This is a genomic window from Pseudoalteromonas sp. T1lg48, from assembly GCF_002964785.1.
Lineage (GTDB): Bacteria > Pseudomonadota > Gammaproteobacteria > Enterobacterales > Alteromonadaceae > Pseudoalteromonas.
Map to the genome: position 1 here is coordinate 582,124 of NZ_PQCC01000004.1, position 12,566 is coordinate 594,689.

General features: G+C 50.0%; 9 protein-coding genes and 1 pseudogene. 5 read left to right on the forward strand and 5 right to left on the reverse strand.

Going from position 1 to position 12,566, the window contains the following annotated elements:
- Positions 1-118: 118 nt before the first annotated feature.
- Entirely contained in the window at positions 119-1,972 is a 1,854-nt protein-coding gene (locus C2M29_RS08030) for a S8 family serine peptidase (protein ID WP_105189257.1), read from the forward strand.
- 100 nt (positions 1,973-2,072) lie between these two features.
- Here C2M29_RS08030 and C2M29_RS08035 read toward each other — a convergent pair whose 3' ends face one another.
- Both C2M29_RS08035 and C2M29_RS16720 read right to left on the reverse strand, forming a co-directional pair.
- Positions 2,073-4,613, reverse strand: a complete 2,541-nt coding sequence (locus C2M29_RS08035; RefSeq protein ID WP_105189258.1) for a TonB-dependent receptor plug domain-containing protein — start codon at positions 4,611-4,613, stop codon at positions 2,073-2,075.
- Between the two features lie 365 nt (positions 4,614-4,978).
- Positions 4,979-5,317, reverse strand: a complete 339-nt coding sequence (locus C2M29_RS16720; protein WP_233998379.1) for a hypothetical protein — start codon at positions 5,315-5,317, stop codon at positions 4,979-4,981.
- A gap of 534 nt (positions 5,318-5,851) precedes the next feature.
- Here C2M29_RS16720 and C2M29_RS08045 point away from each other — a divergent pair.
- Entirely contained in the window at positions 5,852-6,265 is a 414-nt protein-coding gene (locus C2M29_RS08045) for a GNAT family N-acetyltransferase (protein ID WP_233998380.1), read from the forward strand.
- Positions 6,266-6,386: 121 nt separating this feature from the next.
- Here the strand turns inward: C2M29_RS08045 and C2M29_RS08050 are convergent, their stop codons facing one another.
- From C2M29_RS08050 to C2M29_RS08060, 3 genes and pseudogenes are all read right to left on the reverse strand, one after another.
- A complete protein-coding gene (locus tag C2M29_RS08050) occupies positions 6,387-7,043 on the reverse strand; it encodes a HEPN domain-containing protein (protein WP_233998381.1) in 657 nt (218 codons plus the stop codon).
- A 217-nt stretch (positions 7,044-7,260) separates the two neighbouring features.
- Positions 7,261-7,961 (reverse strand): annotated as a pseudogene (gene deoD / locus C2M29_RS08055) (purine-nucleoside phosphorylase).
- 11 nt (positions 7,962-7,972) lie between these two features.
- Positions 7,973-9,205 carry a phosphopentomutase gene (locus C2M29_RS08060; RefSeq protein ID WP_105189260.1) on the reverse strand — a complete coding sequence of 411 codons (1,233 nt, stop codon included), beginning with the start codon at positions 9,203-9,205 and terminating at the stop codon, positions 7,973-7,975.
- 304 nt (positions 9,206-9,509) lie between these two features.
- On the opposite strand from C2M29_RS08060, the gene udk reads away from it, so the two are divergent.
- The 3 genes from udk (at position 9,510) to C2M29_RS08075 (ending at position 12,547) form a co-directional block, all read left to right on the forward strand.
- Positions 9,510-10,139, forward strand: coding sequence for a uridine kinase (gene udk, locus C2M29_RS08065; RefSeq protein ID WP_105189343.1), 630 nt, complete (start codon positions 9,510-9,512; stop codon positions 10,137-10,139).
- Positions 10,140-10,153: 14 nt separating this feature from the next.
- Positions 10,154-11,377 carry a NupC/NupG family nucleoside CNT transporter gene (locus C2M29_RS08070; protein WP_105189261.1) on the forward strand — a complete coding sequence of 408 codons (1,224 nt, stop codon included), beginning with the start codon at positions 10,154-10,156 and terminating at the stop codon, positions 11,375-11,377.
- Positions 11,378-11,779: 402 nt separating this feature from the next.
- Entirely contained in the window at positions 11,780-12,547 is a 768-nt protein-coding gene (locus tag C2M29_RS08075; protein ID WP_105189262.1) for a substrate-binding periplasmic protein, read from the forward strand.
- Positions 12,548-12,566 lie beyond the last annotated feature (19 nt).

A 12,566-nucleotide genomic window follows, 5' to 3' on the forward strand; every position in this document is an offset into this window, starting at 1 on the left:
CAGCCAACTTTGGCAACCAAATTTGGCAAACGTGGGCACAGTAAGCGGCGTAAGGTCGGGAGGTGACCTTGCGGTAGCGCCGACAGGAAACATTTAAAAAGTTCAAAGGAGAGAGAAAGTGCAAAGTTTTAATCGTCTTTTGCTGTCGCTGCTGTTTGCTCTGGTTTATACCCATGCCCTTGCCTCACCTGGCGCCGTAGTGGTTCCGGGCAGTCATGACATCCCCGCCTACGCCCCTGATCGGGTACTGGTGAAATTCAAACCAGGCACCAAGGCCAATGAGATCGGCCAGATGGCGGCCATGGCCGGTGGCTCGCAAGTAAGGGTGTTGTCGCCGCTGAATGTGCATGTAATTGAAGTGCCCGTGGGCAGCGTTGGCAAAAGTATCAAGATGTTCAGCAACAATCCCAATGTCGTTTACGCCGAGCCGGATCACTACCGGGTCTTGTTGATCCCCGATGAAGGGCAAGATCCGCCGCCCACCGGCACCGACAACCAATGGTTTAACGAGCAATGGGGCCTGAATAATACCGGGCAATTGCTGATGAACCCAGAAACAGGGCAACAAGAATTTGTCGGTCGGGTGGACGCGGATATTGATGCGCCCGAAGGCTGGGATATCAGCACCGGCTCCAATCAAGTGAAAATTGCTATTCTCGATACCGGCGTCGACTGCCGAACAGCTGCACGACCCGGCGGCAGCCTTGAATTTATTGCCCCCGGCAAATGCATTGAAGAAGTCAGTTTTGTTGCCGACTACAGCACCACCCTCGATGATGTTGCCGCCCACGGCAGCCATGTGGCTGGCATAGCCGCCGCGGCCACCAATAATGATATCGGCATTGCCGGCGTCGGTTGGAACAGCGCCGTTGGCAACCTGAAAACCTGCTTTGAATACACCATAGATCTAATGCCGCCCTTGGGCATTTATGTGATAGTCGGGGTGTGCCCGGTTTCCTCATCCGCCGCGGCGATCACCTATGCCGCCGACAACGGCTACCATGTGATCAACATGAGTTATGCCAGTGACTCGGTGGATGAAAATGGCGACCCTGCCGGTCTTGGCGGCTGGACACAGACCGAGTCCGATGCCGTCGACTATGCCTGGAGCAAAGGCACAGTGCTTATCGCTGCGGCCGGTAACGACGGCGTTAACACCCTCACCTACCCGGCGGCCTACGACCCCGTATTGGCCGTAGGCGCCACCGAGCGAAATGATGACAGGGCTTCATTTTCCAATTTCGGTAATTGGATATCCATGATGGCACCGGGGGATCATATTATCTCCACCGTACCCAACGAGCTCTGTGTCTTCTATGCGGAGATTTTGGGGACTATTTTTGACCCCGACAACGATGCCTGCCTGGATTGGTATTCCGGCACCTCCATGGCCAGCCCTCATGTCGCTGGTGCGGCGGCAATGGTTTGGGCACATTTCTATAGTGACGGACTGGCGGATCCTGCCACCTGCGAAGCCGCGCCGGGCGTGCCTTGTAACCAGGCCGTGCGTGAGCACTTGGAGCAAGGCGCTGACATCAGTGGTGCTGGGGGGCAAAATATGCAAGCCTGGTCGCAGCACGGTCGCCTTAATCTCGCCGGCGCCCTAAGCGCCAGCAGCAATCCGCAACCACCCCTTACTCCCGGTAATTTTATCGTTGCTGACGGCGTTAACGGCACCGCACAACTTAGCTGGAATGATGTGAGCGGCGAGAGTGGCTACGAATTACAGCGAGAAAAGGCCCATAAAAAACTGGCGGGGGTGTGGCAGTCCAGCACATCCATTGGCCCAATTAGCGCCGATCAGACCGCCATAGTAGATGCCAGCGGCACCGGCACCTTTCGCTATCGCCTTCGGGCTTTTAATAATAGCGGCGCATCCTCTTGGTCGAGCTGGGTGAGTGTGGAGGTCACCGAAAGTGGTGGTGGCAGCGGCGGTGATAAACCCTGCCGCGGTAAAAAGTGCAGCAACTAGTTGCTACGCAATAGGTGATAAGCACTAGGCGTTCAGCGCCGTTCAGAAGTGATAGACATAAAAAAAGCACGCTTTCGCGTGCTTTTTTATTCGATTGCGTTTAGAAGCTAAAGCTTACTTTCGCATAATAGGTCATACCATCAAAGCCATAAGGCACTGCGCGAAGCGGGTATTTAAATGCCTGATTTGAAATAAAATCAAGCGCTTCGTCTTGACCAAGCTCATCAGGGGTTTCATCAAACAGGTTGTCGATACCCACAGACAGCATGATCTCCTCGGAAAGCTGATAACCCACATTTACGTCCACAAGCACGGCCGATTCAACGGTGCTGGTGTCTTTAAATGACCCGGTAGGCGATAACTCATCCGGTAGGCCGATATGGTCATTACCGAAGTATTTAACGTCGGTCTCACCGAAATAGTTAAAGCGCACCATGCTGTTGTAGTCACCACGCTCATATTCGAACGTCAAGGTAGCACGCTCACCCGGCTGACCATCCGTTAGGAAGCTGCGCTGTAGATCATCCAGGGCAATATTGTCCGGAACGCCTTCAGGTGCGTTTACATCGTCGATTTCGGTGTCATTCAAGTTACCGGCGAAGGTCGCCGAGAAGTCACCGTCGTATAAATCGGTGCGATAAGAGGCGATGATATCCACCCCTTTGGTAGTTGAGTCAACCGAGTTTGAGAAGTAGTTAGCCTGCTCTGCACCGGTAGCGTTAAGCGCGGCAACCGCTTCTGGGCTAAAGGCCACATCTTCTGCTGACATCAAGCTGCCTAGGGTGATGCGGTCTTTGATCTCAACATGATAGAAATCAACGGTTAATGATAGCTCGCTACTCACATCGTAAACAAAACCAAAGCTTAAGTTTTCCGATGTCTCTAGCTCTAAGTTGTCTACGCCCAGAGCTGAAGGGAAATCCGATCCTGCCGTCGCGGTAAACGACTGCAATAACACGCCGCCGGCACCCAGGTTAGTGGTATAAGCGGTGTAAGCACTTTGCTGTAATGACGGCGCTCTGAAGCCCGATGAAATCGCACCACGAATGGCGAAGTCGTCGTTCACTTCATAGCGAGTCGCTAATTTACCTATAATGTCGTCGCCGGCATCTGAGAAGTCTTCATAGCGCAGCGCCGCACTGACCTGCCAGGCATCGGTGATCAAGGTCTCGGCATCGGCATACACGGCATAGCTGTGGCGACTTTCATCGTTCGATGCTTCAGGACGTAAGCCGTTGTAAGCCTGGAAGCCACATTCTGCAAATTGGTCAGGATCGTTTACCGACGGATAAGAGGTATCCATATTTGCTAGGCCACAGGCGTAAGATGCTTCTTCACCTGGGACGATTTCATAGTTTTCTTTACGATACTCGGCACCAATTGACAGATAAACAGGGTCGGTACGACCGATATCGATAATACCCGTTACATCCGCATTCACCGTTGTTTGGTCGAAGCGGAAGCCACCCGAGTAACCGCCACGAGGGCCGGAATTGGCAATGATCTCTTCGTCCGTGGCGTCTGGGTTGTTAAACACATACTCGGCGGCATAAGAAGCATTGATGGTGTTTTTCGAGTTGAAGTCATAGGTGTTTTCGCCATAAACCGCTGAAACATCATAGTTCCAATCCGGGTTTATCTCACCGCGTAAACCTAGAGCGAAAGAGATATCTTCGGCCTCGTTATCAATGCGTGGCAAGAAGCCATCACCGTATACCTGGACCACGTTCTTAGACGCCTGGTCGAAGTTACGATAGAAGCCATTACCTAAGGCTGTACGATTTGAGTAGCCACCAAAGGAGTACAGTTCATTATCGCCCATAGGCAGGGCCATATTATAAAACAGTGAGGTAAATTCGCTGTCGGCGTTACCTTGTCCCCAACGCACCTCTTCGGACAGGGTACCCGCAGGCACATCTACCGAGCCACCGATATCGCGCTGGGCACGGTTAGTGCCGTCGGCATCACGATACTCAACAGAGAAGTTGATAAAACCGCCTTCATCGCCGATATCAAAGCCGCGGTTAAGGCCGATAGAAATGGTATCACCATCACCTTCGCCTGTGCTGCCCGCTTGCACGTAACCGGTTGTTACACCCGTTGAGTTATTTAAAGAAAGGTTGATCACCCCGGCGATGGCATCGGAGCCATATTGTGCCGCGGCACCGTCACGTAATACTTCAACGCCTTTTAACGCGGTCAGTGGAATGGCGTTCATATCGGTACCCGCAGCACCGGCGCCAACCGTACCATTGAGACCAAAGATAGACTGGTTATGGCGACGCTTACCATTGATAAGCACCAAGGTTTGGTCCGGCTGTAAGCCACGCAGGGTCGCCGGGCGGAATAGGTCGGAGCCGTCCGATACCTGAGTACGAGAAAAGTTAAACGACGGCGCAGTAGCCTGCAGGCTTTGACCCAGCTCGGTAAAGCCACCCTTATTCAGGTCGTCTGAGTCGATCAAATCAACAGGAGAGGTTGATTCCGTGGCCGTGCGATTGGCCATGCGCGACCCCAGTACCGAAATTACCTCAATTTTTTCATCTGCTTTGACCTGTTGTGTTTCTTCGGCTTGCACTGAGACCGTGGATACGGCCAAGCCGACGGCTACTGCCAGCATATTTAAACGATGTGTTGTCATGTGTGTCCCGTTGATTATCCTGCCTACTCTTCTTTATCAATCGACACACCCAAAGGTGGAGACAAAGAAGAGTAAGTTAAAGCACGTATTATCGATTTATAAAAATCACTTTTATGAAGGCTAATTCAAGCCTGCGAATTAACCTTTAGGAAACATCCTATCAACAAAAATACGAAATGAAAGAAAAATCAACTACGACTAAAGTATAAAAATGCATTTGTTTAATTATTTTAATTAGTTAGGAGTAATTTGGCGTGCTGATACGACCAGTTTGGCGTTCTCTTTGGGCCCAATAACGGGACAAAACACCCCTGCGCGCCTTTAATATAGACGATGCTCAATCAGCCCTGGCCCGCCTTGACTCTCTATGACCCAGCGTTTTGGGCTACGCGTCTGGCCTGCGCTATCGGGCTAAAACGGACCCACCTGAATAAATAAAGCACGGCGATTTTTGTGATGGCACTGATGCTCGCCAACAGCAGCAGCGGCCAGCCTTGTTTAAGACCCATACTCAGAGAAAATGCGATAGTTGAAATGTCCATCATCAAAATAAACACACTCATTTTTCTATCCAGCGCCCCGGTCTCCCCCGCCTTAAGCACTAAGGTGATCTGACTGTAATAGCCATGTGCAATAAGCCCAGTGATACAGACTATCATCACCGCCATTATTTGCTGTCCTTGATCTTCATAAGCAGTTCCCATGACACCAAACAAAGCGCCTATCAAAAGTAGCGCTAAGGCCGCTGAAAAACATAGAAACGACGGCCCTGTCTTCCTGTCTCGCCATATTTCATAAAGAATGATACTAACCAGCACTGAGGCGCATAACCTAGGCCACACAATATAGTGATTGAAAGGCTCTATCGACATGCCATATACAAAGAAGGAGTAGTAAGCTAAGAAGCTAACCATAAACATTTTTAGCGACAGGATATGCGTTGGATGCTGTTTGTGTTCTTGCTTCCTTCGCCATATGGTACGTACTTGTGAATACACCCCTATTAAACTAAATAAGATGAAGCAAGTATTGAGCGTTCCGAAAAAGTTAAACCACATTAGCATCTAATTCCCAAATTAACATTGTCGACAATCTTAATTTACAAACCCATATAAACAATTTATTTATATGTATATCGAATATAATTGTCGACAATGTGGATTTGAGATAAGTTTTATGTACGATGACGTTCGTTGCTTAAAGACACCAAAATGGAGAAGTAGATGGAAGTTAGGTTTATGGGTCAAGGTGACCTTCAAGATAAGGTGCTTGATGTACTCTTGCAGTTGCGCCCGCAGTACAGTCGTGAAAGTTTGCATGTGCAGATAGAGAAACAAAAAGCGCAGGGCTATCAGCTAGTCTATGTGATATCGGAAGGCGAGGTGTTGGCGGTTGCCGGGTTCAGCATGGGCGAAAAACTCGCTTGGGGAAAGCACATCTATATTGAGGATCTGGTTACCAATGAAGCATACCGTTCCAAAGGCGTCGGCACTTTTTTTATGAACTGGTTTAAAAGCTATGCGAAACAAGTCGGCTGTACGCAGATCCACCTCGATTCAGGCGTGCAACGCTTTCCCGCCCATAAATTTTACCTCAGGGAAGGGTTTCGAATAGCCAGCCATCACTTTTCTATCGTGGAAGGTTTGGACTAAAAGCTACCAAGAGAGTTCAAGAACCCAAGGGCTGAAAGAGAGGCGCTAGAAAAACTGAGTAATAAACAAGACACCCAGTCTTATACTTTAAGCTTTGAGATGGGTGTCTTGGTAATTTGCTTTATTCTACAACGGGGTAACTTGCTTCTCCCCAAAACTCCTGGGCGTTATCCATCATGATTTCAATTGTGAACGGAATAAACTTGGATAAGAAGGTAACCGCATCACGGACCTGAGCCCGGTTTGCTGAACTATTCCAGGTGGCGCCACCATGGATAATCTGGTTTCTTAATGTATATAGGCGAGAAAATATGACCGATAATACGGCGGAGGTGTTTTTACCGCCGAGTGCTTTATTAGCATAGGAATTTGCGGCTTTAAAGCGCTCTTCCCACTCTTGTTCGGACTTTTTATGATTGTGGAAATCCCAAAAGGGCTGAAACACAAATTTGTTGTTTAACAATACCCTAATACTGCTGGCAAATTCATTCCAGACCAGATCTGCTAAGCGGCCTTGCTCGTCCAGCTGACATAAGCGTTCGATAAAATTACGGAATGTATCTTGCTCGGTATAACGGTAACAATCGTCAATAACATTTGAGTATGCGGCATTAAAGGCTATCCAATAAAAGATAAACTGGGAGTCTTTATCCCCTTCCATCTGCTCTGCTTTATGCAGCCAGCTCAGTGCCCTGTGCACCCGCAAACCTATGTTTTCAGAGTATTCACTTCGTTCGCTACGCTGTCGCGCTTTTAAGCTCTGGTAAGTCACTTCCATATCAAATACCTAAGGCAATTCAAACAAGTTACCCTCAATATTAATAAGTTAATTGCTCCCCCTAGTCAAACGCCCACTATAAAAAAGACAAAGCGCTCTCCTTATCTGCAGGCATAAAAAAGCCCCGCTAAAAAGCGGGGACTTTGAGGTTAACGTTTTTCACGTATTACCAAGGAACACGGGTGTTGCAACCTAGGGTGGCCCCTAGGTGCGCAAGTTAAATTGATTCGAGGGCGATTTTCACCATCTCGTTAAAGGTGCTTTGACGCTCTTCGGCTGGCGTTGCTTCGCCGGTGATCACATGATCGCTCACCGTAAACAGCGCCATGGCATTGGCGCCGTATTCGGCGGCCACGCCGTAAAGACCGGCTGTTTCCATGTCCACCGCCAACACGCCCAGCTTATGCAGCTCTTCGTAGAACGAGGGGTCGGCCTGATAGAAGGTATCCGTGGTAAACACATTACCTACTTTGGCATCGATACCCAATTCACGGGCGCGCGTACGCCATTTTCAAGCAAGCCATAGTTGGCCAGGGCGGCAAAATCGTAGCCACGCACACGGGCACGGTTGACATTGGAGTCGGTGCTCGCACCCTGGGCAAAAATCACGTCACGAATTTTGGTATCCGCGGCGATGCCGCCACAGGTACCGATACGAATAATGTTTTTCACGCCGTAGCTGACGATCAGCTCGCGGGCATAAATGGACATGGATGGAATGCCCATACCCGAGCCCATGATGCTCACCGGCTTGCCTTTATAAGTGCCGGTAAAACCGTACATATTGCGTACGCCAGTCACTTGTTTCGCATCGTCGAGAAAGTGCTCGGCAATGTATTGGGCACGCAGTGGATCGCCCGGCATTAATACCGTTTCGGCAAAATCGCCCTGGGCTGCGCTAATATGTGGCGTACTCATATCTTGTCCTCTTACTGTGCTGTGTCCGGCGTATCGAGCGACAGCGCCGCAACAAAGCCGTTACCATATTCAAGTGTTGTTAGGTCAAACCATTGCGCCAGGGTCTGGCCGATATCGGCAAAACTCTCACGCTCACCCAGAGCCACGGCTTGCATGCCCGGGCGATAGGCGATTACCGGCACATACTCGCGAGTATGATCCGAGCCTGGGGCGGTGGGGTCGCAGCCATGGTCGGCGGTGATGATCAGCAGATCATCTTCTTTTAACTGCGCCAGCACATGGGGCAAAAAGTCATCGAATACTTTCAATGCTTCGCCATAACCCACGGCATTACGACGATGACCGTATAGCTCATCGAAGTCCACCAGGTTGGTAAATACCAAGCTGTTGTCCGGCGCCTGTTTAAACACCTCGACGGTTTTCGCCAGCAGGTTTTCCAGGCCCGGCGCCTTATATTTTTGGGTGATCCCCTGATGGGCATAAATATCGGCAATTTTGCCAATACTGATCACCTCGCCACCGGCGGCCGCCAGCTTATCAAGCACTGTCGGGGCCGGCGGTAACACCGAATAATCGCGGCGATTACCGGTGCGCTTAAAATCATCCTTGTCATTGCCAACAAAGGGGCGCGCAATCACGCGGCCGATGTTGTAGTCATCAAGCAGTGAGCGTGCAACTTCACATACCTGATACAAGTTATCCAAGCCAAAGCTTTGTTCATGGGCGGCAATTTGGAACACGCTATCGGCCGAGGTATAACAAATTGGCTTACCCGTGCGCACATGCTCCTCACCGAGCTCGGCGATAATGGTCGTGCCCGAAGCATGACAATTACCCAAGATCCCGGGAATACCGGTGCGCGCTACCAATTCCTCGATCAACTCGGCAGGAAAGCTAGGTGTGGTTAAGGGGAAATAACCCCAATCAAACAACACCGGCACACCGGCCATTTCCCAATGCCCCGACGGCGTGTCTTTGCCACTGGATAACTCCTTGGCATAACCCCACGCAGCCATTGGCTGTTGGCGATTGGCAACGTTAAGGGTTCGACCAGACGCCGCCTCACAGGCATCGATCAAACCCAGTCGCGACAAGTTTGCCAGCGCCAGGGGTTCACCCCAGTGCTGCTGGTAGGCATCTAAAATGTGGGCCAGGGTGTTGGCGCCAAGATCGCCAAAGGCCTCGGCATCCGGTGCCGCGCCTATACCCAGACTGTCGGCCATCAAGATCACTGCTCGTGCCATACTTGCCTCGCTCTATTACGCTATGTTGCTAACTTTAACCACTTGATAAATTTACCAACAGGACAAAAGTCCTACGGTAATTATAGGTTTGATCTGAGCACGAGGGACTCTTTACTGATGTTTTTTCAAGCGGACATAAGTCCTTAATAAAAACCCGGTACAAAGGCTACATTTGTCGGAATAACGTGAGGATTTGCGTCACTTTTGGCGCGCATAAGCGCTAAGGGATGGCATCAATTGAGATTATTAGTGGCGAATTTGCTAAAGTAATCAATTGTCTAATTTCAGTCTGGATGCTTTGTTTGTGACACAAACCATTATCGCCATTGCCGGTGCGTCTGCATCGGGTAAGTCGTTGTTTAGTCAAACTATTTATAACGAACTGGTCAATGAGCTAGAGCCTGGGGCGATCGCCATTATCGAGGAAGACGCCTACTACCGGGATCAATCGCATTTACCTATGGCGCATCGCGTCAAAACCAATTATGACCACCCGGATGCCTTTGAGCACGAATTGTTGGTCGAGCACCTGCGCCAATTGCGTGAAGGGTGCGCCGTGGATGTGCCCATTTATGACTATAACGAGCACACCCGCGCAAAAGAAACACGCCGCGTTTTACCGGCAAAGATCCTCATCGTCGAGGGTATTTTGTTATTAAGCGATCCGGCACTGAGAGATGAATTTGATATTAAGGTGTTTATCGATACGCCGCTGGACATCTGTCTGATGCGCCGTATGCAACGCGATATTGAAGAGCGTGGCCGCACAATCCAGTCGATTGTCGAACAATACAAGCGCACCGTGCGACCTATGTTTTACCAGTTTATCGAGCCGTCCAAGCATAACGCCGATTTGGTCGTTACCCGAGGTGGTAAAAACCGCGTAGCAATTGACATAATAAAAAGTAAAATCAAACACCTACTACAAGAATAACGGGAACATCGGCAATGACAACATTAATGAGCCTGATCGGTATGCTGGTGCTACTGGCGATTGCCTACGGGGCGTCAACAAACCGCAAAGCGATTAACGTGCGCACCGTGGGTGTGGCATTTTTACTGCAAGTCATCATAGGTGGCTTTGTATTATTTTTTGAATTTGGCAAAAACATACTTGAAGCCATGTCCAGGGGGGTGGCCAAAATAATCGGCTATGCCACCGATGGCATCAGCTTTTTATTCGGTCCTCTGGCCAAGGAAGACACCCTGGGCTTTTTATTCGCCTTTCAGGTGTTGCCGGTTATCGTATTTTTCTCATCCCTGGTGGCGGTCTTATATTACCTCGGCATCATGGATTGGGTGATTAAATTCTTAGGCGGTGCGCTGCAAAAGCTATTGAAAACGTCGCGCCCCGAGTCGCTCTCGGCCACCGCCAATATTTTCGTGGGCCAAACCGAAGCGCCATTGATAGTAAAACCTTTTATTACCACCATGACCAAGTCGGAGTTATTCGCGGTCATGGTCGGTGGCTTAGCCACGGTAGCAGGCTCGGTCATGGCCGGTTATGTAAAGATAGGCGTTGAACTGCACTACCTGATTGCTGCCAGCTTTATGGCCGCACCCGGTGGTTTCCTGATGGCCAAAATGATCGTGCCGGAGACGGAAACCCCGAAGGAAACACTGGCCGAGCTCGATACCGAGCATGAGCAGCCGGTAAACGTAATCGATGCCGCGGCCGCTGGGGCCTCAAGCGGTATGCAACTGGCCCTGAACGTGGGCGCCATGTTGTTGGCTTTCGTCGCGCTAATCGCCCTATTGAACGGCGTATTAGGCTGGTTCGGCGGCTTCTTCGATAACCCGGAGCTGACGCTACAACAGATTTTAGGTTATGTCTTCGCCCCGGTCGCCTGGTTATTGGGTGTGCCTTGGGATGAAGCCATGCGAGCCGGTAGCTTTATCGGCCAGAAATTAGTCGTAAATGAGTTCGTCGCTTATTTGGACTTTGTAAATTATCGTGATGAGTTAAGTGAGCACACACAAGCAATCGTAACCTTTGCACTGTGTGGTTTCGCTAACCTGTCATCGATAGCTATCTTACTAGGCGGGATTGGCGGTATGGCGCCAAGCCGGCGAAAGGACATCGCACGTCTAGGGCTCAGAGCAGTGTTGGCAGGATCTATGGCCAACCTCATGAGCGCCGCAATTGCTGGGTTTTTCCTCTCTATTGCTTAGAAACAAAGAGAAGCCACAGTTGCAAAACAGGGTCTTAGACCTAGGTTGTTGCCTTAAGGGGTTAAGGGAACAGCTAACTTGAACGATACTTCACCAAAGGGCCGCAAGGCCCTTTTATCGTTTCTGCACCCTACTAATACCAATTCACTTAAATAGCTAATCATTCTAGCGGGCTAAATGTCATGCTCACGGCGTTGGAATTTTTCGATGTAGAGTAACTACATAAGAAAAATTCCGCCTTGTTATCACATCATTTATCCGGCGCTATATCTGCTCACATACTTAACAGAATTGGTATAAATCCATTAAAGTACCCAAATAAGGAATGTTTTCTTCGTTATTAGGTGCATTCTTCAATGCATTTATCTATGCTTAGGGGAATTATTGGCTTAAGGAAAAAGCATGACCCCCTTGCTGCGAACGTCACTCCCCTTGTTATCTTTCCTATGCGCACTTCTATCCTTTAACAGTGCTGCGGATGACGCCGTGCAGGTGGTGACCGAACTGAGCCCGCCCAACCAGATTTTAATCAATGACAATATCGGCGGCAGCAGCACGGATATCGTTCGTCATGTGCTCAGCGAAGCGAATGTGGATGCCGACATCAACATCTACCCCTGGGCTCGGGCCTTTTACCTCGCCAAAAAGCAGGCCAATACGCTGATCTACAGTTTAGCGAAAACACCGGAGCGCGAGCCGCTGTTCCACTGGCTCGGCAAGGTCGCTTACTTTCGTTTGGGCTTTGTCAGCTTAGCTTCAAGCAAACACATTAATATCAAACAACTCGAGGACGCCCGTGCCTATCGCATTGCGGTGCAGCGAGATGACATCAGCGCCTTGTTCTTTGTTAAGCGCGGCTTTACCGTGCTGCAAACCACAGATATCAAACATTCCTATCGCCTGTTACTTTCGGGCAAGGTGGATTTGATCATCGATGACCCTAACTATGTGGGTGCCATGGCGCAGCAGTTTAATCTGCCCGCCAGTCATTTGCGTTTTATCAGCGCCATCGAAGAGCTCAGCGTCTATGGCTACTTGGCGGCCAACAAAGATCTGGATGCCACTACGGTGGCCAACATTAAAGAAGCCTTTGCCGCCATCGAAGATACAAGCTGGTACCAGCAAAAGCTGCGCAACCCCTATCATGAGCTGCAAACCTTTAATGATTAAGGACGCTTAGGGTCTCATA